Annotated in this window: 26 protein-coding genes and 1 pseudogene; 8 read left to right on the plus strand and 19 right to left on the minus strand. The window is 43.2% G+C overall.

What is annotated here, in order from left to right; translation table 11 throughout:
- Positions 1–198 precede the first annotated feature (198 nt).
- From L2096_RS11580 to L2096_RS11595, 4 genes are all read left to right on the plus strand, one after another.
- Complete coding sequence (locus L2096_RS11580) at positions 199–747, plus strand: GNAT family N-acetyltransferase (RefSeq protein ID WP_216198816.1); 549 nt, start codon at positions 199–201, stop codon at positions 745–747.
- A 131-nt stretch (positions 748–878) separates the two neighbouring features.
- Positions 879–1,448, plus strand: a complete 570-nt coding sequence (locus tag L2096_RS11585) for a nuclear transport factor 2 family protein (protein ID WP_025094686.1) — start codon at positions 879–881, stop codon at positions 1,446–1,448.
- Entirely contained in the window at positions 1,421–1,924 is a 504-nt protein-coding gene (locus L2096_RS11590) for a chalcone isomerase family protein (protein WP_004937992.1), read from the plus strand. Before L2096_RS11585 ends, L2096_RS11590 begins: the two co-directional genes overlap by 28 nt.
- Before the next feature lie 17 nt (positions 1,925–1,941).
- The gene (locus L2096_RS11595; RefSeq protein WP_025094687.1) at positions 1,942–2,637 is read left to right on the plus strand and encodes a response regulator transcription factor; all 696 of its coding nucleotides are present in this window, start codon (positions 1,942–1,944) and stop codon (positions 2,635–2,637) included.
- Here the strand turns inward: L2096_RS11595 and L2096_RS11600 are convergent.
- The 8 genes from L2096_RS11600 to L2096_RS11635 form a co-directional block, all read right to left on the minus strand.
- Positions 2,634–3,959 (minus strand): sensor histidine kinase, encoded by a 1,326-nt coding sequence (locus L2096_RS11600; RefSeq protein WP_048766054.1) that lies wholly within the window; start codon positions 3,957–3,959, stop codon positions 2,634–2,636. The two genes, L2096_RS11595 and L2096_RS11600, sit on opposite strands and share 4 nt — an antisense overlap.
- A gap of 31 nt (positions 3,960–3,990) precedes the next feature.
- On the minus strand, positions 3,991–5,040 hold the full coding sequence (locus L2096_RS11605; RefSeq protein WP_119026044.1) for an SAM-dependent methyltransferase: 1,050 nt from the start codon (positions 5,038–5,040) through the stop codon (positions 3,991–3,993).
- 8 nt (positions 5,041–5,048) lie between these two features.
- Positions 5,049–5,828, minus strand: a complete 780-nt coding sequence (locus L2096_RS11610; protein ID WP_104124947.1) for a DUF1295 domain-containing protein — start codon at positions 5,826–5,828, stop codon at positions 5,049–5,051.
- Between the two features lie 29 nt (positions 5,829–5,857).
- A complete protein-coding gene (locus tag L2096_RS11615) occupies positions 5,858–7,057 on the minus strand; it encodes an SAM-dependent methyltransferase (protein ID WP_025094690.1) in 1,200 nt (399 codons plus the stop codon).
- Positions 7,058–7,060: 3 nt separating this feature from the next.
- On the minus strand, positions 7,061–7,846 hold the full coding sequence (locus L2096_RS11620; RefSeq protein ID WP_048766058.1) for a DUF1365 domain-containing protein: 786 nt from the start codon (positions 7,844–7,846) through the stop codon (positions 7,061–7,063).
- Positions 7,847–7,864: 18 nt separating this feature from the next.
- Positions 7,865–9,127 carry an NAD(P)/FAD-dependent oxidoreductase gene (locus L2096_RS11625; RefSeq protein ID WP_250365461.1) on the minus strand — a complete coding sequence of 421 codons (1,263 nt, stop codon included), beginning with the start codon at positions 9,125–9,127 and terminating at the stop codon, positions 7,865–7,867.
- A complete protein-coding gene (locus L2096_RS11630) occupies positions 9,124–10,113 on the minus strand; it encodes an acyl-CoA desaturase (protein ID WP_004947717.1) in 990 nt (329 codons plus the stop codon). The genes L2096_RS11625 and L2096_RS11630 overlap by 4 nt, the downstream gene beginning before the upstream one ends.
- 130 nt (positions 10,114–10,243) lie before the next feature.
- Positions 10,244–10,798 (minus strand): lipocalin family protein, encoded by a 555-nt coding sequence (locus L2096_RS11635; protein ID WP_119689835.1) that lies wholly within the window; start codon positions 10,796–10,798, stop codon positions 10,244–10,246.
- 315 nt (positions 10,799–11,113) lie between these two features.
- On the opposite strand from L2096_RS11635, the gene L2096_RS11640 reads away from it, so the two are divergent.
- Positions 11,114–12,034 carry a LysR family transcriptional regulator gene (locus L2096_RS11640; RefSeq protein ID WP_055414999.1) on the plus strand — a complete coding sequence of 307 codons (921 nt, stop codon included), beginning with the start codon at positions 11,114–11,116 and terminating at the stop codon, positions 12,032–12,034.
- A 54-nt stretch (positions 12,035–12,088) separates the two neighbouring features.
- Here the strand turns inward: L2096_RS11640 and madM are convergent, their stop codons facing one another.
- The 9 genes and pseudogenes from madM to mdcA all read right to left on the minus strand — a co-directional run bounded on the left by madM (position 12,089) and on the right by mdcA (position 19,409).
- A complete protein-coding gene (gene madM / locus L2096_RS11645; protein WP_250365462.1) occupies positions 12,089–12,850 on the minus strand; it encodes a malonate transporter subunit MadM in 762 nt (253 codons plus the stop codon).
- Between the two features lie 31 nt (positions 12,851–12,881).
- A complete protein-coding gene (madL, locus tag L2096_RS11650) occupies positions 12,882–13,283 on the minus strand; it encodes a malonate transporter subunit MadL (protein WP_250365463.1) in 402 nt (133 codons plus the stop codon).
- A 45-nt stretch (positions 13,284–13,328) separates the two neighbouring features.
- Positions 13,329–14,258: a malonate decarboxylase subunit epsilon gene (gene mdcH / locus L2096_RS11655; RefSeq protein ID WP_076032372.1), complete on the minus strand. Its 930-nt coding sequence runs from the start codon at positions 14,256–14,258 to the stop codon at positions 13,329–13,331.
- Between the two features lie 15 nt (positions 14,259–14,273).
- Positions 14,274–14,873, minus strand: a complete 600-nt coding sequence (locus L2096_RS11660; RefSeq protein ID WP_250365464.1) for a malonate decarboxylase holo-ACP synthase — start codon at positions 14,871–14,873, stop codon at positions 14,274–14,276.
- Positions 14,870–15,697, minus strand: coding sequence for a biotin-independent malonate decarboxylase subunit gamma (mdcE, locus tag L2096_RS11665; protein ID WP_250365465.1), 828 nt, complete (start codon positions 15,695–15,697; stop codon positions 14,870–14,872). The genes L2096_RS11660 and mdcE overlap by 4 nt, the downstream gene beginning before the upstream one ends.
- Entirely contained in the window at positions 15,694–16,545 is an 852-nt protein-coding gene (locus tag L2096_RS11670) for a biotin-independent malonate decarboxylase subunit beta (RefSeq protein ID WP_250365466.1), read from the minus strand. Before L2096_RS11670 ends, mdcE begins: the two co-directional genes overlap by 4 nt.
- Positions 16,538–16,837, minus strand: a complete 300-nt coding sequence (locus L2096_RS11675; protein ID WP_004938041.1) for a malonate decarboxylase subunit delta — start codon at positions 16,835–16,837, stop codon at positions 16,538–16,540. The genes L2096_RS11670 and L2096_RS11675 overlap by 8 nt, the downstream gene beginning before the upstream one ends.
- On the minus strand, positions 16,825–17,730 hold the full coding sequence (locus L2096_RS11680; RefSeq protein WP_250365467.1) for a triphosphoribosyl-dephospho-CoA synthase: 906 nt from the start codon (positions 17,728–17,730) through the stop codon (positions 16,825–16,827). Before L2096_RS11680 ends, L2096_RS11675 begins: the two co-directional genes overlap by 13 nt.
- Positions 17,730–19,409 (minus strand): annotated as a pseudogene (gene mdcA, locus L2096_RS11685) (malonate decarboxylase subunit alpha). Before mdcA ends, L2096_RS11680 begins: the two are co-directional and overlap by 1 nt.
- 376 nt (positions 19,410–19,785) lie before the next feature.
- Between mdcA and L2096_RS11690 the strand changes: the two are divergent.
- Positions 19,786–20,439 carry a cupin domain-containing protein gene (locus L2096_RS11690; protein WP_004938051.1) on the plus strand — a complete coding sequence of 218 codons (654 nt, stop codon included), beginning with the start codon at positions 19,786–19,788 and terminating at the stop codon, positions 20,437–20,439.
- Positions 20,440–20,492: 53 nt separating this feature from the next.
- Here the strand turns inward: L2096_RS11690 and L2096_RS11695 are convergent, their stop codons facing one another.
- A complete protein-coding gene (locus L2096_RS11695) occupies positions 20,493–20,969 on the minus strand; it encodes a nuclear transport factor 2 family protein (RefSeq protein WP_055415007.1) in 477 nt (158 codons plus the stop codon).
- Between the two features lie 50 nt (positions 20,970–21,019).
- Positions 21,020–21,595, minus strand: a complete 576-nt coding sequence (locus L2096_RS11700; protein ID WP_250365468.1) for a TetR/AcrR family transcriptional regulator — start codon at positions 21,593–21,595, stop codon at positions 21,020–21,022.
- Positions 21,596–21,919: 324 nt separating this feature from the next.
- Here L2096_RS11700 and L2096_RS11705 point away from each other — a divergent pair, with 324 nt between their 5' ends.
- Together L2096_RS11705 and mutS are read left to right on the plus strand one after the other, a co-directional pair.
- Entirely contained in the window at positions 21,920–22,660 is a 741-nt protein-coding gene (locus L2096_RS11705) for an NADPH-dependent oxidoreductase (protein ID WP_004938058.1), read from the plus strand.
- Between the two features lie 414 nt (positions 22,661–23,074).
- Positions 23,075–25,669: a DNA mismatch repair protein MutS gene (gene mutS / locus L2096_RS11710; RefSeq protein WP_250365523.1), complete on the plus strand. Its 2,595-nt coding sequence runs from the start codon at positions 23,075–23,077 to the stop codon at positions 25,667–25,669.
- Positions 25,670–25,686 lie beyond the last annotated feature (17 nt).

Below are 25,686 nucleotides of genomic sequence, written 5' to 3' on the forward strand. Positions count from 1 at the left end.
AGCGTGATGACAATTTAAAACAATTCGATGAAAGCCGTTTATTTGATTTGTTGATTTAACCTGTTGCGCCTTATAACTACATCTTTATCTCATTTTGGTATTTTGCTGATTTTCTGCTACTCTTTTGCAGCTTTTTCTCCTAGCGCGATTTGTTCTGCAATAAAGCGCTATCGTGCCTGTCAATAAGGATAATTTTTGATGTCGAAGCCATCTGTTGAAGCATTACGTATTGTGGATTGTACGGAACAACAACATTCAACTGAGATTCTGGATATTCTCAATGATGCGATTGTGCATTCAACTGCATTGTACGACTACAAACCCCGCACGCAAGAAAGTATGGTGCAATGGTTTAAAACCAAACGTACACATCAATTTCCTGTCATCGGCGCAGTCAATGCGCAAGGTCAATTGATGGGCTTTGCAAGCTTTGGCACATTTCGGGCATTTCCGGCTTATAAATATACAGTCGAACACAGCGTTTATATTCATAAAGATTTTCGTGGCCAAGGCTTGAGCACCGTGCTGATGCAAGCACTGATCGAACGAGCGAAAGCCGCTGATGTACACGTGATGGTCGGATGTATTGATGCAACCAATGTAGCCAGTATTAAATTGCATGAAAAACTCGGATTTCGTTATTCGGGCATTATCACCCAAGCGGGATTTAAATTTGGACGCTGGCTCGATGCCGCGTTTTATCAGCTCACGCTAGAAACGCCAGTTGAACCATATGATGATGTTTAACGTTTTTTAACTTAATATTTAATAACGCAAGCTATACGTTTGATCACGATCTGGCGTATAAATTTCACGCCCAGTTCACACCTTTTCACCTACCTTTGATTGATAAAGATAAATCAAGGGTGAACCCAATGATGAAAAGAATCACGACACTTGCCGTCTCGGCCATTACGATTTTGAGTCTGAGTGCCTGTAAAAGCATGCCAGCATATACCAGTGATTACACTAAAGCGCGTGAGCAAGTGAATGGTGTAGTGATGGATGATCAAAAAGCTATGGACATCGGCCAGCGATTTGTGGGTGCCTTTAATACCCTCGGTACACCGTCATTTGTGAAAAATGCCAGTAATCTATATGCCGATCAGCTTTACATCAACGATACTTTATCTCAGTTTTCCAATAAGCAAGAATTGGTGAAGCATTTTGAAGGTATGAACAAACGCGTGAGCAACGTGACCGTAAAACTCATCAGCGCGACCCATCATGAAGACTCCGCATATATTCACTGGCACATGGCCTATGACTTCAAGATGTTCGGTAGTACCAAAACTATGGACTCCTACGGTATCAGCGAAATTAAAGTAAATCCGCAACAACAGATTATTTTCCAGCAAGATTTCTGGGACCCTGCTAACGGCTTATTCCGTTCATTACCTGTATTTGGAGGAGCTTACAAATGGGTACTACCATTCAAAAAATCGTAATTGGTAGTGTGTTGGGTGTGTCATCATTATGGATGACACAAACAGCATCGGCCAGCGAATTAAAAAAATGCAGTACAGCACCAATTGTGGTGACGCTCAAAAATGTCGGTAAAGTCAGCTACTATGCGCAAGATTGTGCCAAGGCATGGAATACGCAGGATATCCGTCTTGACTTCTACTATACCCGTGATATTCCAGAATGGGCATTTAAAAAAGCGGCCACACATTTTCTGGAAAAAAATATTTCTGGCTTTAGCAGTAAATCCCCTTTGAACCAGATTACCGCGCTCTATCGGCCAGTAAAATCGGGAGATTTGTATAGCATTGGCTATCAAATGCAAAATCAGAAACTGGATCTGGTTTTAAACAATAAACCGCTTGGTTCAATTACCGATCCGCATGCCAATGATTATTTTAAAATTTGGTTTGGTGCAGCGCCATTTAATGCTAAGTTAAAACAACAACTTCTCAATTAATGGATTCGCTTCATCTTATGAGCCATCATTTTATACTCATGGTCGAAGATCATTTTGAGCTGGCTGCAACGGTTTGTGAGTTTTTAGAGGCGCATGGTTACGTGGTTGACCATGCGCGTAACCTTGACGCTGCCAAAAACTTCTTAAAGTCACAGCCTTTTCATTTGCTTTTATTAGATGTGAACTTACCAGACGGTACAGGCTACCAGCTTTGTGACTGGGTACGAAACGATCAAGGACTGGATTTACCTGTACTCATGCTCACAGCGCGTGATACTGTTGAAGATAAACTTCAGGGGTTTTCTGCTGGTGCAGACGACTACTTGATCAAGCCATTTGACTTCAACGAACTGGTTGCCCGCATTCGTGCCCTCATTAAGCGTGCTTCTGGCGAGGTGTCTAATAGCCAAATCAAAATACACGATCTTGTATTAGACACATCTACTCAGCGCGTCATACGAAACGGTCATTCAATAGAACTGCCACCGATTCAGTTTAAATTACTCAAAACATTAATGCGTCAGTCACCTAAAGTAGTGACCAAGCAAGAACTGATTATGGAATTATGGGGTGAAGAAGAGCCTGAGAGCGATGCACTCAGAAGCCATATTTATAATCTAAGAAAAATGATTGATAAACCCTTTGAACAAAAACTATTACACACCGTTTCGGGAGTGGGTTTAAAGATAGCAATTGAACAAAGCGCCTCTTAACAAAGATAAACCACAACAATCAAACCTGTAGTATTTTGTAGCATTAACTCTGGATGGGTTAAAAGATAATATTGACGGTCGAACAGCTCTACTCGCCAGTTGAGCTGTTTACACAGTTTTTGCACCAGTTGTAAACCAATTCCATGCCCTTTTACATCGAGCTTCAACTGAGATTCATTGAGCTCTTGCACTTTGGCATCGTTAGGTAAATCCAATCCAATTCCATTATCGGCAATAATAAGGCTGTTTTTTTGCAAGATTATATCGATCTGGGTACCTTGCGAATAATTTAAAGCGTTACGCAAGATATTACTGAGCACCATTTTGGTCATGGAAGGATATAGCCAGCGCTTTTGCTCGGCTTCTTCGTACTGAATTTCAATATCAATGCCTTTGACCTGACTCATATCGGCCAGATCCATCACCAGATCATCGACGATTTTAGACAAATAATGATGTTCAGTATTTAGATTACTGGTGGTATTTCGCGCTATTGCCAAAAGTGTATCGACCAAAAGCTGCATGTCCTCAATGGTATTGTGCATACGCAGCAAGGATTTGTCTTGGCCAAACTTAACTTGACATAACTGTAAATTGCCCTTTAAGATCGTCAGCGGTGTGCGCAGCTCGTGGCTTACATCCCCTGTAAATTCGCGCTCTCGGCGGATAAATTCGGTCAAAACTTGATGGTACTTTTCTAGCGCCTGCTTAAGATATTCTGCTTCTAAATTACCATTGGTACTGATTTGGGCAAATGGCGATTGCTCGGTTTGATGCGCCCAATCGATTTGTTCAAGCGCATTGGCCAATCGTGTAATAGGAGAAAAATAGCGCTTTGCCCGCCGGTTTGACCACCACAAAAAGCTGTATAAAACAGATAAGCTAAACATGAGTGGTGCAAGACCAAATAGCCAGATCAATTTATTGACGTTGCTTTCACCAAAAACCAGCAAGACATGCTGACCATTTTTCTCACCATAAACTGTCATACGATCTTTACCATCAATAAACATCCGGTTTACACCAGGCTTGAAGGTATAAGATTTAAAACGCGGCGGTGGGTTATTGGTGAGCCATCGATAGCCATACAAGTTTTTGGTATCGGGTAAATTCGCATTCGGGTTACGCTGAACGCGAATCCAGTAATGCTCCATCTCCTGCTCAAGGGCAGTTTTTAATAAAGAGCCTTTAATGACCCATGCGCTGCATGCCAAGCCCACCACAATCGACATTGCAATCAAAACAATTTGTAGCCAATAGTATCGATTAAACACATCAGCCACAGGATGATTGGAATGGTCGTTGCGGTAGAACTTCAACATATTTACAACTCAATAACAGCCAATGTGTGGGTTAGGCCGCCTTCTTTTTAAATAAGTAATGCCCAACGACCCACTCTTGACCTTGGTCAAATCCAAACAGCTCGGCACAGGCCATAAAGAATATGCGCCAGCGCTGCCACCATGCATCTGCATCTTGTGCATAAATTTTTTCAAACAACGGTTTGAGTTCAGTTTCATGCGCATCCATGTTTTCAAGCCATGCATTGGCAGTACGCTCATAATGCTCACCTGACCACTGCCACTGCTGGCTGAGCTCTAAATGATCCTGAAAATGTAAGAATGTCGAGACCGACGGCATCAGACCACCAGTAAAGAAGTATTTCGACATCCAGTCATATTCGTTCTTAATTTCAAATGGGTAATGCAAGAATCGGTGACAGAAAATATGACACCATAATAAGCCATCATCTTTCAGCCATGTTTGAATTTTTTCAAATAAACGCTGGTAATTGCGCACATGCTCAAACATTTCGACCGATACCACGCGATCAAACTGCCCTTTTTCAAGTTCAAGTACATTCACATCACAGGTCAGGATTTCAATATTATTGAGTCCACGCTGTTTCGCTTGAGCCAAGATGTGTTGACGTTGTGTGGCCGAATTAGACACGCCCTTGATTGAGGCATTTGGGTAACGCTCTGCCATCCAGAGTGTAAAAGAACCCCAGCCACAGCCCAGCTCTAAAATCTGCTGACCATCCTTAAGCTGAGCGCGTTCACAGTATATCTGTAAAGCAAACTCTTCGGCTTCGTCTAGGGTGGTTTTGGTAGTTGGGAAGTAACATGCGCTGTATTTTAAACGTTTGCCCAATGCGGCCTGAAAAAATTCGGTCGGTAGTTCGTAGTGCTGCTCATTGGCTTTGTCGGTTTCAATGGCAATTTCACTGTGCTTGAGGGTATTCAGCACATCCATATAACGCTGGGCGGCCTGTTCAGGATCATAACGACCTTCCTGAATCAGACGTTTTTTACTGAGCGCACGAATAGCCGCACGAATGGCCTGATCGGGTACAAGGCCACTCTCGACCAGTTTGAGCGATTGTTGAATGATAAAATCCATATATTGACCTATTGTTTTGGTTTTCTAGGAATAAACATTGAAGTTCGTTGCTGATAGTCACGATAATTTTGACCACGGTTCTTTAACGCTTGTTGCTCACTAAACGGAATACCTGTGATGTAATACAAAAATAACCACATCAGCAGCGGATAAATCCATAGCACATATACACCCACTGCCAAGCCTAAAATCGGGTAAGCAAACCAGTGCAACCATTCAAAAAAGTAGTTGGGATGCCGAGAGTATCGCCATAAACCCTGATCCATTGTTTTGCCACGATTGGCCTTGTCTTGCTTGAAACGGTAAAGCTGCTGATCTGCGATGCTTTCTCCGGCAAAAGCAACCAGCATGACAAGCGCGGCAACCAACATCGCGGGCAACATAAAGCCTGACCAGGCGGAAGTAGGCTGATTGAGCAAAACCCACATTGGAGCGAAAAATAGCAGTACTAAACCTGCCTGAAACAAGAAAAAAAGTAAGAAGCCGACATGCTGGAACTTGCCCATGGCTCTGCGCATATTGGCATAGCGTGTGTCTTCTTCAGTCTCGGCAAGATAACGCCGAAACAAATGCTGAAACAGGCGTAAAAACCATGCACCGCTTAACACACCAATAAATAAACGAATGGCAAGTGGTGCGGTATCAATCAACCAAGCTGAAAGTAAGATATTGATCGCAATACAAAAACTCCATGCGACATCAACAATTCCCACGCGACGATTGAAGGTTGCAACCAGCCAGCATACCAACATGATCGCAACATCTAGAATAACCAGATTCCATAGCATCACTGATCTCCTTCATTTCCAGATCGATCTCAATATGGACTGGCTTCAAATAGCATATGCACATCGCTAATGACGCCTTCTCTGAAGCCCCCTTCGCAGTAACAGAGGTAAAAATCCCACATACGAATGAAGCTTTCATCGAAACCAAGTGCCAGTACGTCTGCTTTAGCTGCTAAAAAGCGTGCTCGCCAATGATGAATGGTTTGGGCATAGCTTAAACCAATATCATCGAGCTGTTTCAGACGCAGTTTTTGGGTTGATGCTGCCAAAGTCATGACGCTGATAGACGGAATAAAACTGCCCGGGAAGATATACCGCTTAATGAAATCAACTGTATTAATGGCTTTTTCATAGCGTGCATCTTCAATGGTAATTGCTTGAATTAGGGCCAGACCATGCGGTTTAAGAAGATTGCGGCACTGGTTAAAATAAGTTGGCAGGTACTGCTCGCCCACCGCCTCAATCATTTCAATTGAAACCAGTTTGTCGAATTTGCCTTCAAGAAGACGATAATCTTTAAGCTGCACATCAACTCGATGGCTTAAACCAGCTGCCTCAACGCGTGCTACTGCTTCATCATATTGCGCTTGTGAAATGGTAATCGTGGTGACTTTACAGCCATAATTTTGAGCGGCGTAAATTGCAAAGCCCCCCCAACCGCTTCCAATTTCGACCAGATGATCGAGCGGTTTAAGCTGGAGTTTTTGGCAAATCTGCTCTTTTTTCAAATCAGATGCCGCTTCAAGCGTCATGTGCTCATCGGTAAATACCGCACTTGAGTACATCATCGAGTCATCGAGAAATAGCTTAAAGAAGTCGTTGCTTAGATCATAATGCTCGGCAATATTTTTACGACTACCCGTGATTGAATTTTGTCGTGATTTGTACCAGAGTTTTAATAAGCTTTGGCTTGCTTGTGCCACCACATTTTGATTGATTTTATCGAGTACATGTCGGTTACGCGATAAAATCTGAATGAGCTCAACCAAGTGGTCGGTGGTCCAGTCACCGCGAATATAACCTTCGGCGGCACCAAGTACGCCATTTTTAAATATCAGTTCAATCAGTGCCGGATTATGCACCTCAATGGTGGCATGAAGATCTGAGGGCTCACCCACAGTTCCGTTCCAAACACCGCGAAAAGTAATCTGACCGTGCTGTATTTTAAGAAGCCCTCTTAAAATCAGCGGTAATGTATCTTGTTCACCGTAAAGAAATGTCTTAATCATGGGTTATATATCCTTATTCTTTTTTGGGTGACGATAAAATGGAACTTTCTTGCGCCACAACTGGAAGGCTTGTAAATAAATCGAAGCTAACATTTTAAAAGGCTCCACACTATAACGAAGAGCATATCGATATTGCTGTGAAGGAAACGTGATGGGGTCTAAGGTGAAATTCATCGTGGCATCGAAGATCAGTTGTTGCTGTTCATAAAGCTGCATATGAATCACATTTTGTATATTTGAATGGCTGAATTTCCACTGATATGCCAGTGCCATAGGCATAAACGGCGACACGTGAAATGCCTTATCAAACTTAAACTGATAGCTCTTAAAATGCTGAATCTGTGCGTCTTGCTCGCGGCAATCATGCACGTAAACTTGACGCTCATTCCAAGGCGTATTGGTAATTTCACTCAAAATAAACTGAAGCTGTTGATCACGATTAAAAACGTAATAAAACACCACCGAATTAAAGCGAAATCCGAAATAACGGGGTAAAGCCAATACTCGAATTTCCCAGTCGGCCCGAGCAACGAAATTGGCATGTTCCAAAATTGCTTTTTTGACTCGTTCTCGAATACTACCGCTATACATCGTCAAGAAATCATCAGGCTTTATGCTCAAAATATTCCAACGCCGTACTGACCATAATTTACATGTTTGAGCGTCGTGTTCAATTTGATCTGGATTGAACCATAGGTAGGTCAACTCAGATTCAAAAGCATGTGATTTTGGTGAATAACGGCGGTGGCGAATTTTTGCAGGCGCACGTGCAAGTGAGGTCCAGAGCATCTGTAACTCCTTGTGCGATTAAGCATCAACCTGAATTTGATCGACAACACGCTGAGCACTTCGGGCACCATCTTCATGAAAGCCCCAGCCCCAGTAGGCACCACAAAAAGACGTTCGATTGACCCCGCTAATTTCTGACCAGCGTAACTGTGCATCAATCGCAGGTCGGTCAAATACCGGATGACGGTAGTGCCGTGTCACGAAAACCTGTTTCAGATTAATCGGCATGTTCGGATTGAGTGTAGAAAAAATCTGAGATGAACATGACAAATTTTGTAGACTGTTCATCCAGTAAGTAAAACCATAGTGCACTTTGGCACCTGATTCTTTTGAATGCTCAGGCGTCACGTGGACATGCCAACTGGCCCACTGACTGCGCGATTTCGGCATAATCGAAAGGTCTCGATGCACTACCATGGTATTGTCTTGATAACTAAAACTACCCAGAATATCTTGCTCGAGCGGCGTTGCGTCATGCAGCAACGGTAAACAGTCATCTGCATGCGCCGCAAAGATGACCCAGTCAAAATTCATGACCTGATCATCTGTATGAATTTCGACATGATCGTCAAAACGCTTTACCTGCTGTACAGCCGTATGCTGCCAAGCAATATTGCTGCACTGCGCTTGAATGGCTCGAATATACGTTGCAGAGCCACCCTTCACTGTTTTCCATTGTGGACGGTCTTTAAGCTGTAGCATTCGATGATGCTGAAAAAAACTGACCACGAATTTATACGGAATCTCACCGACTTGCTCAACCGGACTCGACCATAGCGCACCGCACATCGGATATAAATGCTCTTCACGAAATGCGTCTGAATAACCATGCTGATCGAGATATGCCTCAATCGTCATTTCAGAATCGACTTCATCTATGTTTAACGCCTTGTTGGCTTCATAAAAACGAAGTAAATCCGAGATCATGCTCCTAAAACGCGAATTTGCAAAATTCTGTGGCCGGGTAAATAACGACCATTTTTTAGAAGGATTGTATTGTAAACCACTCACCAGATTGTTTACTGAAAAGCTCATGTCACTGTCTTGAGCGCTTACGCCGAGTTCGTTCAGCATCGCACAAAACAATGGATAATTGTGGGCATTAAAAACGATAAATCCACTATCAACTGCCACATGGCGGCCATCGACAAACAAGTCATGAGTATCGGTATGACCGCCAAAATACGCATTTTTTTCGAAGATCGTGACGTCGTGATGTTTTGAAAGCTTCCATGCGGCGTACATGCCGGAAATACCAGACCCAATAATGGCGATTTTCATCGAACTTCTTCACTCTCAATTTTTTCTATATTTAGTTGTTTAAATTCACGAGACGAGACATGTTGACGCGCTGCATAAACACGCTCTGGGACGTCTTTAATGCCCCACACCAGCCCCATCCAAGACATGATTTTAAGCAGGTAATAGGTAATATCTATTTGCCACCAAAAGAAGCCTTGGCGTGTACTTCCTGCATAATAGTGATGATTGTTATGCCAACCTTCACCTAGAGTAATCAAGGACAAGAACAAATTATTGCGGCTTTCATCGTCTGTATTAAAATCACGTGAACCATAGCGGTGTGCCATGGAGTTGATACACAAGGTCGCATGCGTGAGCAGTACTGTTGAAATCACAAAGCCCCAGACCAAGAGCTGTAGGCCATTGGTACCAAGTTGAGGCGCATAGACTGCCAGTGCTTCACCCAATGCATAGATACCAATCGCAGTAAACACCACGACAGGTAAACTAAAGCGATCTAACCAGATGAGTTCTGGAAACTTGAGCCAATCTTTAATGATGTTTTTACGCGTACCAAAATTTTCTTCATTTAAAAACCAGCCCACATGGCTATACCAAAAGCCTTTGGTCGATGAATGTGGATCTTGGTCGGTGTCGGTGAAACGATGATGATAACGATGGTGCGCCGCCCACCAAAGAGGCCCGCGCTGTGCACTCATGGTCCCAATTAAAGCAAACAGAAATTGAACCGGACGCGAGGTTTGAAAGGTTTTATGCGACAAATAACGGTGAAAGAATGCCGTAATGGCAAACATACGAATAAAATAGAAAAACACCATAAATAAGATGGCAAACCATGACACACCGACCCAGAAAGCCGCCAGACATGCCACATGCAAAACAATAAACGGAATAATTCTAAGCCATTGAGTTTGATGACGTTGACTTAAATTAGACGTGATTGTTTCTTGTGCGTTGTCTGTCGTCGACCAGCTATCGATCCATCGTAGAAAAAATTTAGACATTGATTCTTCCTGATCTGCAGCATTTCTCTCTATGGTGTCATTGTAGGAGATGCGATATGAAGTTTATGTGAAGCATTTCTCTTAAGAGTCGAACCGAGTCAGTGACTCGGCTTGACCTATGCATGACTCATTATTTTTGTGGAGTTTTGACCAACTTGGTTACATCATAGCCATAATCGCGCGCGGTTTGTAAATAAGATTGGTAGGTAGTTGTATCTAATTGTGGGTTACGTGACAAAATCCATAAGTATTTGTGTGATGGGCCACCGACTAAAACCGTTTGATAATCCGGATCAATCCGAAGTACCCAATAGTCGCCTTTGGTAAAAGGAATCCAGCGTAGACCTTTTGGTAAGAAACTTACTTTAAGTTTGCTGTTACCTGCATTTTGAGGATATGCAACACCTTCCGAACGAATCATCTCGCCAGATTGGGTGCGACAGCTATTAATGACTGCAACAGTCCTATCTGCATTGAGTGCATAGGTTGCAGAAGTATCACTGGCACATTTGCGCTGGAAATAGACTGGCAAATGCGCGATCTCATACCATTTTCCGGTATATTTATTAATATCGATCTGCTCTACGGCTTTCGGTGCTTGCGTTTCAGCGTGCGCTGCAATGGCGCCAAAAATACTAGAACATACAACAGTTGAAATGGCTAATGTTTTACTCAAAGATTTCATGAAATTCACCTTATGTTTTTTCTATATTTTTAAAATACTGTATGTGTATGTGAATAAAGCGTGAAATGTACAACATCACTTATGTTTGTGGCATCACATTTTCATCATTTATGAGGTATTGTAACTAGCTTAAAGCATTTTAAACAACTGATAAATCTAAATTTTAAGATTTTAAAGATAAATCACCAAACAAACACTTCTGCTCAAGCTAATGAAAAAACAACTTCGCCAAAATATCCACATTTGTACTACACTCACAAAGAGATACTCAAGTTTTGAGTATTTGGATAAATCATAAGGACATATGCATACATTATGGATATTGATGATGAGCTAACGCTTAAAAAGATTCAGATTTTTTTAGCTTTTATGCGCTGTGGAAATTTAACAAAAACTGCAGCTGAAATGCAGATCAGCAATGTCAGTGTGCATAAGGCATTACACTCTTTGGAAAGTGCGCTACGTTGTCCTTTGTTTAAACATGAAGGCCGAAGCCTAATTCCTCTCAAAAGTGCTTATGTCTTGCAAGAAAATGCACAAAAACTAGTCCAAGACATGATCACGACTGTGAATAAAACCCGTGAAGCGGCTGGCTTTGCAGCGAAGGTTCTGCACCTCGGTTCGTTATATTCGCTCACCGTAAATACGATTCCAAATGTGATTAGTCGTCTGAAGCTGCGTCGAGGCGAACTCGATATTCAATTACTCTTAAGTTCGAATCTAGATTTGGTTAAAAAACTGAAATCGACTGAACTCGATGCAATTATCGTGGCCTTGAACGCCACCACAGACGATCCAGATTTTGAAAGTTTACCGATGTTTGAGGATAAAATTTTCTTAGCCGTCAATAAAAACTCAGCGCTTGCCAATATGCATGAAGTGGATTTGGCTAGCTTAAAAGATGAAACCTTTTTAACTTTGTCAAAAGGATTTGCTACACGCAGTGATAGCGATGAAGTTTTCGAAAATGCAGGGATTGACCCTAAAGTGTTTTTGGAAGTGAGTGATATTTTTACTCTGATTAGTATGGTCAGTACTGGCGTTGGACTTGCCCTTTTACCTGGTCGAATCTCGACGATTCACGAAAGCTCAGTGAAACTCATTCCATTAAAAGGTGCAAAACAGATTAAACAAGAAATTGGTTTGGTTTTTTTAAAAAGTAAGGAGCGTGATCCAAATCTGCTGGCTTTAATTGCAGAATGTCGCATGTTTGCAAAACAATACTTACATTCATAAATTGTCGGCAACTGGTCAATAAAAACCACTTGCCGAAGTTTCTTTTTAAGTGCATCAACCAAAAATTGCATTGACTGTCAGGAAAAAAACTGACGGACCGAGTAAGCATCCGAGTCCTGTATAAAAGGTTGCGACCAATGCACCATATGGAACCAATCTGACATCTGTACCTGCTAAACCTGCTGCTGTACCACTGGTTGTTCCGGCCAAGCCACCAAATACCATTGCTGAACGTGGGCTTTTCAAATACATGAATTTTGCCAGTAACGGTGTCCCCACCATGAAAAACACCGATTTAATTAAGCCAATCGCAATTGAAAGCGCAATCACATCAGAGCTTGCCCCTATTGCAGTGCCCGTAATTGGCCCGACAATATAAGTCATCGCACCCGCACCGATCGTGGTCATTGAAACAGGATCTTTATAACCTAAACACCATGCCACAATTACACCAATTGCAAAAGGTACAACGCATCCAAGCATAAGTGCGATTAAACCGATCTTGCCGGCTTTTTTGACTTCTTTTACATCTACTTCAAACGCAGTTGAAGCAATAGCAAGATCACGAATCATGGCACCACCCAATAGTGCAAATCCTGAAAAAATTGCAATATCAGAAATATCTTTGGTGCCATGTGTATACACGCCAGCAAAATATGCGACCACCAACCCTAAAGTAATTGCAATCGCTGAACTTTGTAATTTACCTTTGGTCAGATATTTAGATAAAAGATGTGAGACAAACATCATCAAACCTGTGATCGCCAAGGCGGTCACCAGCGCATTCTTGGTGAGTACTGCAATTAATGTATCCATGTTGAAGCTCCTTTTCTTTATTCAGTTCTTTTTATGCTGTTTTTTCGACTCTTTCGATTGTCCATTCATATGTTTCATAGTCGCCACTAATACTATTGAGATAACGAATCACCAATACGGTTCCGACCAATGAAGCCACTGAAACAATAATCCCGAGCACACCGCCTGATAGTGCAGCCACCACATTTTGTCCCGCGGACATCGCCACAACAATCGGAATATACATACCAGACCAGTACAACACACCAAATTGTGTCACTTGAGGTAGATAGCCTTTTTTTGCCAACAACTCCTTCATCAGAATAAGTAAGATCATTGAAATGGCTACACCACCGACATTGGCTTTTACTCCAAGTAGCATTCCAAGCGTATTACCCAGATAATCGCCGAGTAAGTGACAAATGGCTAAAATCGCTGTTCCATAAATAATCATTTTTAACGTCCTCTATCCATTGAGTTTCTTCATTTTTTGATAACTTCAAATGTATCCTTGCTGGATGTGCATCGCCGTCATCAGACTTTCCAACTGTGTATTCTGAAAGGACAACACGGTTCCTTCTTTGAACGTTTTTTTTGCCAAGCCAGTTAAGACATTTCCTGGCAATGCTTCAATGTGCAATCGGGCGCCTCGCTCCCATGCAGCGCGCACGGTATTGTCCCAACGAATCATCCGGCACATATTAAACACGATATCGTCTACGATCTGCCGATCCGTAGGCAATACTCTGGCGCTTGTACCACTTAAATATTTAATGCTGGGTTGTTGTGTACGAATCCCCTCCATCATCGTCGCCAGTTGCTGTGCCTGTTGTGTAAGTAATTCACAATGCGATGGCACACTGATTTCGACTTTTTTACATACAGCGCCATTTTGCTGAGCAAGTGAACCCACTGCTTGCATGGCGTTTATTTCACCCGAAATTACAATTTGGGTTTCAGTATTAATATTGGCAATATAAACTTCAGCGTGTGTTGATTTTACGGCGTTTACCCACATCTCGACACGCGCTTGATCTGCACCCAAAATGGCCGTCATACCATATCCAGAAGGATATGCTTCCTGCATGAGTTGTCCGCGCTTCGCAACCAGTTTTAATCCATCTTCAAATGTTATCACCTTGGCAGTCGTGGCTGCGGCCCAAGCTCCAATTGAAAGTCCAGCAACAAATTGGGGCTGGCCCGCATGTTCTTGTAAAAGTGCCGCACTCACCACGCCGGCAATATATAAACAAATCTGTACGGCATAGGTCGATTTCAGTGCATCTGGCTGATCAAGCAACAGCACATCTTGATCTAATACATCAGAAGCTTGCTGAATATAATGTTGCACAAGATGATGCTGAGGCAGGTCGTGCAACATATTCGGATGCTGCGCGCCTTGTCCCGGAAATACCCAAATTGTGCTCATATCGATTCTTCCTTACTACCAAGGGTTTTCAATCAATACCGCAGCATTCGATTGCTTGAGCAGTACTTTGCCAGTCGCCCTTGCCCATTCCTTTAAGGCAACGCCACCCCGCGGTGTTTGTAATTGCACATCTATTTTCAAAGCCAATTGATCTAAATGCTCTAGTAACCATGTTGCTTGTTTCTTACACATTGCTTCAGGTGTACGGATAATCAGATCAATATCACTTTGCGGCGTAACGGTTTTCAATCCGGTTGCCAGCTCAAAACCGACGCTCCCGGTATATCCCCAAGCCCAACCTGATTGGTGCATCAGGATATTTATTTGCTCAAGCCGATCTTTTAAATGTGGAAATAGATTTAAATCAACGTGTGCCAATTGTTCCGGTTGCACACATTTTGTAATTGCATTGTAATTCAAATGTGTAGCAAAGCGCTCCCCGCGTGATCTTCCTCGAATTCCAACGGGAATCATCTGATTGATCATCACATCACGTCGAACCACTACAGGATGGCCATGTGATACAGCCGCAATCACCCATTGAGGTATATCATGACCCAGCATTTGCCGTGTTATACCCCAGAGTAAATCATGTGGCTGTATCGAATTCATCATGACCACTGCGCCTTCATTAACTCACGAACACGCAAAGAGGCTTGACGATTTTGAGCTTGCAAGCGATGCGATAAATCACAGCGCCCCTGCTGCTGAATATCCTCAAAAGCTCCTGCGATTGACTGAGTCACAGACTCTAAGTCATGTTGGGTTGGATCTTCAGCCGATTCCACCTCAAGTAGACCCGATAATAATCCTAAAGAGGCATAGCTTTCGATATCATAAGCCATGGGTGGAATACGCTGAGCCAGTTGCTCAAGTTCTTCAACCGTACGCAAGGTCACGCGCGCAGCAGATTCTTTGCCCATAGCATGTACCATAACGCCAGAATCTTTGAGCGCTAGTATCCGATTGGCCTGATAACCATGCGCCAAAAAAGCACCAGACATTGATTTACCTACCAACAGGCTCACTACTGCATGTCCTGCAAGACGAGCACGTGCATAGCTGTCTACGGCTGCGGCCAAGGCCTGATGAATTCCTAAACTTTCTTCGCGTCTGCCATATGCCTGACTCGGTACATCTACCAAGCAAAGAATGCCACGCTTTTTAGATGCATCTTGATCTTGTTTGATCAACTGGTTTACTGCATGGGCAAGTCCCCAACCTTCAAGTAGTCCCACTTCTCCATTACGCGCGCGTGGAAAACGATTTTGAGTGTCCGCCGTTATGCAAAATACCCGAACGATCTGGTTATTGATCTTGCCTTCGGCAATCTGCAACGATTCAATTCCGCTTTCGATTCGCTCAAAACTCTGGGTCAGTCGATCGAACCATAGTTTCCCCCGAGTAGCCTGTTTGATTGCATTAACATCCATATTCATGCTTTTTCTCCCTGATACAATGCCTGTACTTCTGCCGGACTGATCTGCTGCGTGGTATCTAGGTGCTGAAGCTTTTCTAAGTAGTGTTCTGCTTGCATGCAACGCGGTCGTTGTGGTGATCCTTGCTGAATAAATTCGATGATCTGTGCCTTAATTTGCTCGCGGTTGTCATCGATATAGGCATCGATCAGGCCAGTTTTAAAGCGCTGTTCACCCCCACAGATACTCCAAATAAACGGACGATCTTTTGCGTTATACTCTTGTAAACCCGCTTCTTGCTCAATGACTTGCGGACCATTTAGTCCTAGGCGCCCTTCTTGTGTCATGATCAGGTAACTGCATAAACCTGCAGCAATTGACATGCCACCAAAGCAACCAACACTTCCGGCAACCACCCCGATGACAGGTTGATACTGACGTAACGCAACGATTGCAGCCTGAATTTCTGCAATTGCTGCCAATCCAAGGTTGGCTTCTTGTAACCGAACACCCCCCGTTTCGAGCAATAAAATCGCGACGGTAGGAATGTGATTGCGGTTGTCTTCGACGGCAAGCTCTAAAGCGCCTGCAATTTTAGCGCCTCCAACTTCACCAAGACTTCCTCCCTGAAACACACCTTCAATTGAAATGATCACCGCTGGCCGACCTTCAAGCGTCCCCTTGATCACTACAACGCCGTCATCGGCTTGCGGCACGATATTTTGTTTGATTAACCACGGCGACATGACACGTGCAAAAGGATCGAGCAGTTCTTTTTGAGATGTTGCATCGAGTAGGCTTTTGGCACGGTGGCGAGCATCAAGCTCAATGAAACTGTGTTTTTTCAGTAAATAATCAATATCAGCCATGTTGCACCTCTTCAAAAGCCTGCTCGAGTCTTAAACGGACAACGCCCGGTGTGGCACCAAAGTCATGGATTTCGATGTTGACTGCACATTGCTTCGACTCTGAAAAAATACGTTCAAATAAATTTTTCCAGCGCTGCTCACTACCATCGACTGAGGTGATCACCTGAATGGTGGTGACATTCGACGAACTGGGTTCCATCAAGATTTCAAGATCTCCCGATCCGACACACCCCACCAATGCGGATTTCGCTGCCGCCTCGCTGGCTGAAAATTCAAAATTTAATATTTCCATGCTTGTAATCCTTGCGTTTCATTCCAGTTGATCTGCTCGACTTGATCGAGAAACAACAGCGAAGCCAGTAAATCTGCGGCACCTCCTGCCGATGCGCGAATCATCATCAGCGCTTGTTCATAATCAAGCAGCGCACGGTATCCTTGTTGGCTCGAACAGCCACCTAATGCCAAAATATTTAGCGCGCCGGTTTGGACACAACTCAAACCATCCAGTCCTGCACGGTGAATCACACAGGTGTCGTCTAAGTGTGCCATCATGGCCAGTAAGGCATTAATCCGGGCTTTGTTTTCTTCAATGTGATGTGCCCGACTACGATTTAGCTCGGTCAATCCGTAGGTGGTGAGCACAGGAAATGCCTGTTGTGCCTGATGTTTTGCACCTTGAATGCCAAATTTTTTCTGGATCTTCTGACCATGACTCAACACAGCCTGAGCTGGCACAAAACGATCTGTTAAGCACGCAATCTGTGCTGCAATCTGGCAAAGATGCTCTACATCATGCGCATGCTGCTGCGACAGCTCCAGTGCGGCTGCGGTGACCATGAGGCCCATCGACCAAATTGCACCACGGTGCGTATTTACACCGTTTGTTATCTTGAGCATATGCTGCTCGCCATCACGTCCAAGCTGCCCTATCTGTTCGCGCAGTGCTTGTGAAACGTGACCATGCGCTTGGGCTGCTTCTGCCATGGCTTTAAACATCGGGTAAAGGCTATTTGCAGACTGCTCCATCAATTGAAGTGTCAAATCGTGATGAGCGCCACTACCGCGACGATCCACCAATGCCGGCTTAGGTGTCAGATTGACTTCATCGGTTAGTGCTTGTACTGCTAGATTTGCAATTTGTTCTGCCCGTGTAAGTGCGGGTGTTTTGTTTAATATGGCATTCATTACCAGCTCCTAAATTTCGCTGGGGGCTGATACAAACCATCTGACCAAGTCACCAAATCTGCAATATTCTTCGCGGCCAGCAATTCACGTGTCGCATCGGTACGCTTGATCCCTAGATCTTCTGGAAAAACGACCAGTCCTTCTGCACGAAGTTGCTGGGTCTTTTTGGGATCTTGCTGTAAGCCAATTTCGGTCACGCCAGCAACTGCTGCAATCATGGCACGACGCTCTTCCTGACTACGTGCCTTATATAAGTAGGCGATACCTTCCTCGGTTAATAGATGCGTGACGTCATCACCATAAATCATGACAGGAGCCAGCGGCATACCCGCTTTTTTGGCCACCTCGACAGCATCAAGTGTGTTTACAAATGTAGGTTTTCCACCTTATTGATAGGTCTCGACCATTTGAACCACCAGCTTTTTACCTCGCGCAAGGTAAGTATCGGTATCCGAATGACCTTCCTGGCGCATATCCAGCCATGCTGGTGTATCATGACGACGACCTCGCGGATCATGACCCATGTTGGGTGCACCACCAAAACCTGCTAAACGGCCTTTGGTTACGGTCGATGAATGGCCATCACCATCCACTTGTAAGGTTGCCCCTATAAATAGATCAACCGCATACTGCCCTGCCAGTTGGCACATCATCCGGTTAGAGCGTAGTGAGCCATCTCGACCGGTAAAAAATACGTCTGGACGCGCAGCTACATATTTTTCCATTCCCAATTCGGTACCGAAACAGTGCACACTTTCAACCCAACCGCTTTCAATGGCTGGAATAAGAGTTGGATGTGGGTTCAAAGTCCAGTTTCGGCAAATCTTGCCTTTGAGGCCCAAAGACTCGCCATAGGTAGGTAAAATCAATTCAATCGCAGCCGTATTAAATCCAATACCGTGATTCAATGACTGAACCTGATGCTTTTCATAAATTCCGCGGATGGCCATCATCGCCATCAGTACATGTACGGGTTTGATATGTTTGGGATCACGGGTAAATAGCGGTTCAATATAAAAAGGCTGATCAGCCACCACCACAAAATCTACCCAAGAGGCTGGAATATCCACACGCGGTAAATCTTGTACATCATCGACCAGTTCATTGACCTGTACAATCACAATTCCATCACTAAATGCAGCAGGTTCAATTAATGCAGGTGAATCTTCGGTACTCGGTCCGGTATAAATATTGCCCTGACGATCCGCCATAAAGCCTGCCGACAGCACCACATTGGGAATTAGATCGACCAGTAAACGCGAATAAAGCTCGATGTAGGTGTGAATGGCGCCGATCTCGAGTAGACCATCTTCAAGTAACTGGCTAATACGAAGGCTTTGTGTACCTGCAAAAGAAAAATCGAGCTTTCGTGCTATGCCTTTTTCAAATAAATACAGATGCTCTGGACGTCCCACACTTGGCATGATCATATGTAAATCATGCAACACTTGTGGACTGGTTTGTGCAAGTGAACGAGATAAAAAATCGGCCTGTTTTTGATTATTGCCTTCAAGCACCACTCGGTCGCCCGGTGTGATCAAGGTTTCAAGTACCTTAATGATATCTTGGGTTGGAATCACGACACCGTCAGTATATTGCTGTGCCATTTCCAGTTTGAGTTGTTTACTGTGACGACGCTTTGTCCATAGGCGTTCTTTATGCTGAACAGAACCTTCCATGTAATTTTCCTTAATGGTCATGTCTTGATCTGTTCTTATAAAATGCTTTTTTTGCGCTTGAATCAATCAAGCAAAATGCAAATTCATTAACCTAAAGTTAATGTTTTTTGCTCTTTTTTGAGTCTTTAGAATGTAATTGAGTAATCAAGTCAATGCTCATGATATGCCAGATTATTCGAGCTTGATTGAATTACGAAAGGACGATCAACTTGACTGGCAGTTTCATTTACACTATCAATGGGTTGATGGAACAGGAATAAACGTCAAATAATCGATTGATGTAAACTTATTATTCTGTTGATCTTTACAACAACAGTTCAAACAAATGTTGCATGATATGGTTGATTAAGAAAGATATAAAAGGGAAAAATGTCTCATGAAAATGATTAATGCCGATTTTTCCAAAAAGGTCATTATTAAACCAGATGATTACGCATGGCTTCCATCGCCAAATGGTGAAGTCGAACGTATGATGCTTGATCGAATTGGTGATGAAAAAGCACGTGCGACGAGTTTAGTTAAGTATGCGCCAAAAACGGTATTTCCAGAACATTCGCATCCATTGGGTGAAGAGCTATTTATCCTATCTGGCACATTTACCGAAAATGGAGAACAGCATTATCCAAGGGGTTGGTATATCCGTAATCCACATAATTCAAAGCATATTCCTTCTAGCAACGAAGGTGCGTTGATTTTTGTCAAACTGATGCAAATGGGCGAAAACGAAACCGAAAAACTGGTGATCGATACCAATAATCCCGACAATTGGATCGTCGTTGAAGGTCGCACGATTTGTCCACTTTTCAGTTCCTTGACAGAAAATACGTATTTAGAAAAACTTTCTGCACAAGATGTACTCCAGCAACAGTCTTTCAGTGGTCTAGAAATTTTGGTGATTCAAGGTGAACTGCTGAATGATGATGATCATTATCCAGAAGGAACTTGGATTCGATTTCCAGCCGACGCAACACATACACTTATCGCTTCAGACGCAGGTGCTGAGCTTTATATTAAATCTGGACACCTATAAAAAAACCTCGATTAATCAATTGGGAGAAATTAACCGAGGCAAACGAGAAATATTTAAAGCCCTAAATCTGACAATCCCGGATGATCATCTGGTCGGCGACCGAGCGGCCAGTGGAATTTACGTTCGCTCGCTTGAATTGGCATATCATTGATACAAGCAAAACGACGATGCATCAAACCGTTTTCCTCAAATTCCCAATTTTCATTACCATATGAACGAAACCAATTGCCAGAATCGTCGTGCCATTCATACGCATAGCGAACCGCAATACGGTTGTCGGTAAATGCCCATAGTTCTTTGATCAAACGATATTCAAGTTCCTTTTTCCATTTACGAGAAAGAAATGCTTTTGCCTCTTCTCGGTTTGTCGCAAACTCTGCACGATTACGCCATTTTGTGTCTAGGGTATATGCCAGTGATACTTTATCGGCATCTCGACTATTCCAACCATCTTCTGCAAGCCGCACTTTTTCAATTGCCGTTTCACGTGTGAAAGGCGGCAGTGGTGGTCGATTCTGTTCTTGGGACACGGGATATCCTCCAGAAAATTTAGATAAAAAATAATCCACTGTTTTAAGCTTTAGACCGATTGACTGGCCTGATTTAACAACAATTGCGCGACATCTTTTGCGCTATCGGCAGAACTCATATCACCCATCACATGCGAGGTGGTAATTGCTCCTTCGATCAAGATAAGCAACTGCTTGGCCAAGACCATGGGTTGCTCAACATTCATTTGGCTAGTGAGCTCAAAGATATAATCCAGAAGTTTCTGTTTATGCAGCTTTGCAATATGCCGCACAGGGTCTTCTGGATCACCAGTTTCTCCAGCAGTATTAATAAATGCACAACCACGAAAACCCTCAGACTGAAACCAGTTTTTGAGTGCGCTAAACATATTTAAAATACGCTCAGCGGGAGTTTCCCCTTTGTCACATTCGGTTCGAAACCAATACATCCAGCGTTCATCACGCGCATTTAAGGCTGCCGCAGCTACGTCATCTTTGGTCGCGAAATAACGATAAATACTTTTTCTTGCCACGCCTGAGGTTTTAACCAAAAGGTCCATACCCGTGGCATGAATACCCTTTTGATAAATCAGCTGCTCGGCAGTTTCCAGGATCTTCTCCCGGGTATTGGTGTTTTTTGTGTTCATAAAATCATGGTAGAACAATCGTTCTACCGGAGCAAGTTTTTTCTTTCAAATGAATTTAAAAATCAAAAAAATTTAATCAAGATTTTGAAATTTGTATGATTTATATCTGTAGGTATCTCTAATTGAAACCGCTGAGTTAGATGGTGAGTTGTTTTTGTATAAAGTTTCAATCCCGTATATGAAACTCCACTGAAACATACATCATATTGCGCTATGGTAAAATTTTGGCTATACCAAGCTACAAAATGTCTTTATTTCACATATTGTTAGCTTAAATTATTGTCAGTTTTAGATGACTATTATTTCCCAAATACAGGAGATCTCATGAGTAACGTGATTGATTTGTTGAATGATCATAAGAGTGAACGTAGTTTTACAGATGAGGCAATTGATGATGCAACTCTAGAACGGATCATTAGCACGGCTTATCGTGCACCAACATCAGTCAACTCACAGCAAGTTTCCATAGTGGTGATTCGCGACGAAGCAAGACGTGCTGAAATCTCTAAGATTGCAGGTGGGCAACCTTGGATTGCCCAAGCACCCGTGTTTCTGGTCTTTGTGCTAGATATGTATAAGAGTCATGTCGGATTGGAATTAATCGGAGATCAGCAAATTGCACATGAAAGCGTGGAAAGTGTTGTCGCTGGCGCGACTGATGTAGGAATTGCATTAGGCTCTGTGATGGCTGCTGCACGCTCGGAAGGCCTTGGAATTGTGCCTATTGGTGGGATTCGTCGTGATTCCGATGCCATGATCAAGCTGTTAAAGCTACCCAAATATACCTATCCTGTCGCGGGTGTAGTGATTGGTCATGTAGATGTTCCGTCACATCACAAACCACGTCTTCCATTAGAAACCTTCCGTCATGACGAAACCTATAAGACAGATGGTCTAGAAGAAAAAATCTCGAAGTACAACCAAGAAATAGTCGAGCATTGGAAAGATACTGGTCGTACCGATGGTGATACATGGAGCGCTAGTGTAAGTGGTTATTACAAGCACATTTATTTTCCCGATGTACTCCCTAACTTGATCAAGCAAGGATTTGGATTTAACAAATAAGCGAACCCGACTAAATTGCCAGCATGATGTGATATGACATGCTGGCGTTTACACAATTGAATTCATTCACCCCAAAAGCTTAAAAAGTAAAAATAGAATCGAAATCTTTTCTCAATAAAAAAAGGCATAGGTTTATAGCACTCTTATGTTTTTGGTCTTTATTTCACCATTCATTCCGGTATTCCTTTTTGTTAATTCTTCTCAATTTGTTAAGATGCTGACTGTAGATTTGCTAAAATTTGGCCAGTAAACAAGATATCAAGACAAATCTTATGCGCGTGGCTCAAAGGTTTTATCTGTATTTGGCTTTAACCTAATGATGGCATCCCCCAACCGATTTAAAAACCTGAAATAAAAGGCTTTACACAATTGAAATTAGACAGTTCAACACCTGACCTCTCCACACTAACACCGATGATGCAACAATACTTTAAGGTGAAGATGGAACATCAACATGCGCTGTTGTTTTATCGCATGGGTGACTTTTATGAACTCTTTTTTGAAGATGCCCGTAAAGCTGCAAAACTGCTCGGCATTACCCTGACCCATCGTGGAAAAAGCAACGGCGAACCGATTCCAATGGCGGGTGTGCCCTACCATGCTGCTGAAGGCTACTTGGCGCGGTTGGTTAAAGCTGGCCAAACGGTGGCAATCTGCGAACAAGTTGGTGAAGTCACAGGTAAAGGCCCGGTTGAACGAAAAGTAGTTCGTATCATCACACCAGGAACCATTACCGACGACGCATTGCTCGGAAGTTATCAATCTTCAAATCTGGTCTCGGTTTGCATTCATCAAAATAAGATCGGTTTGGCACTTCTGGACTTAAGTGCAGGGATTTTTAAGGTACAAGAACACGCGTTTCAAGCTGAACAACTGGCCATTGAGCTTGCTCGCTTGATGCCAAGTGAAATTGTAGTTGATGAGGATTTGGTCGATCAAAATATCCTTGAACAAATTAAAAAGCAAATTGAATGCCCAATCACCAAACGCCCAAATGTTGATTTCAATTTAAATAACGCCGAAAAAACCCTGTGCGATCAACTCGCTGTTGGCACGCTCGCTGGATTTGGACTCGATCATTTACCACTTGCAAAAGCATCAGCAGCAGCGCTGATTCATTATGCCAAAGAAACACAAAAAACGGCGTTGCCTCATATTCGTTCGATCCAGCTCGAACAAAGCACCGACTTTATTGCGCTAGATCCCATTACTCGCCGTAACCTAGAAATTGTCGATCCGTTGTTTGAACATGGGACATCACTTTTTCAGCTTATCAATGACTGTCAAACCGCAATGGGCGGACGTCTACTCAGCCGCACGCTCATGCAACCCATTCGTGATACTGCTATTCTTGATGCACGGCTCGACGCCATTCAACATCTGCTTAATGGTTATCATGAAACACCACTTCAACTGGTGCTTAAAGAAATTGGAGACATTGAACGCGTCCTTAGCCGTGTCGCGCTAGGCAGTGCCCGCCCTCGCGATTTGGTACAGTTACGCCAAGCCTGTGGTCAAATTCCTTTTCTAAGACATGCTTTACAGCCAGTTTTTCAACAACAAAAATCGGCATTGTTGCATGATCTTGACCAACAGTTAGGTGATTTCAAAGCACTGCATCAATTACTTAATGCCGCGATTGTAGAAAATCCACCAGTCTTGTTGCGTGATGGAAATGTCATTGCAGAAGGTTACGACGCAGAACTCGATGAGTTGCGTCAAATTCGAGATCACGCTGGACAATTCCTGATTGATCTTGAAATTAAAGAACGTGAATTGAGCGGTATACCTACCCTTAAAATTGGCTACAACCGGGTAAGTGGTTACTACATTGAATTGACAAGAGCGCAAGCAGAACAAGCGCCAAGTCATTATATCCGTCGTCAGACTTTAAAAAATGCAGAGCGCTACATCACGCCTGAGCTAAAAAGTTTTGAAGATAAAGTGCTATCGAGTGAATCGCGTGCGCTGGCACGAGAAAAACTTTTATTCGAACAACTCCTAGACACACTGCGTCATAACATTGCCAATTTACAGATGATGAGTGCCGCAATTGCGCAAATCGATGTGTTAAGCAACTTTGCCCATCAGGCACGTTTACTGCATTGGAACCGCCCAAGTTTTGGGCCAGAAACCGGCATTAAAATTACGGCTGGTCGCCATCCGGTGGTGGAAGCACTCAATAAGAGTCCATACACCCCTAACGATACCTTTTTAGATACGCAGCATCGCATGGCGATTATTACTGGCCCCAATATGGGCGGTAAATCCACATTTATGCGTCAGACAGCGTTGATTAGTTTACTGGCTTACTGTGGTAGTTTCGTGCCAGCACAGACTGCAAAACTTGGCCCAATTGATCGTATTTTTACCCGAATTGGTTCAGCCGATGACTTATCGACAGGTAAATCTACTTTTATGGTCGAAATGACCGAAACCTCGCAAATTTTGCATCATGCCACCCATCAATCTTTGGTACTCATGGATGAAGTTGGGCGTGGTACCAGTACCTATGATGGCTTATCCTTGGCTTGGGCATGTGTGCTCGATCTAACCAAACGCATTAAATGTTTATGTTTATTTGCAACGCATTACTTTGAACTCACCGAGCTAGGCCATGAACATGGTATTGATAACTATCATGTAACAGCAAAGGAAATTAATGGAAATCTGATTTTACTGCATAAGGTTCAGCACGGCCCAGCGAGTCAAAGTCATGGTCTACAAGTTGCAAAACTGGCGGGTATTCCTGCAAGTGTAATTAAAGAAGCACAAAAGCGCCTTAAAATTTTAGAAAAACAGCAGCTTGATCACGCACAAACAGCGGTTCAAACTGATTTATTTGCTGCGGTTGAACATACTGTAGCCGATGAACAGATGATCGAGGTTAAAAAACCATCTCCTGTGCTCGAACATCTTCAGCAGCTCGATGTGGATAGCTTAACACCTCGACAGGCTTTAGAAGCTCTCTATCATTTGAAAGAACAGTTAGATCACTCATCGTTATAATGTGAGCCAATCAGGGT

Source organism: Acinetobacter sp. ACZLY 512, from assembly GCF_023614015.1.
GTDB classification, from domain to species: Bacteria; Pseudomonadota; Gammaproteobacteria; order Pseudomonadales; family Moraxellaceae; genus Acinetobacter; species Acinetobacter soli.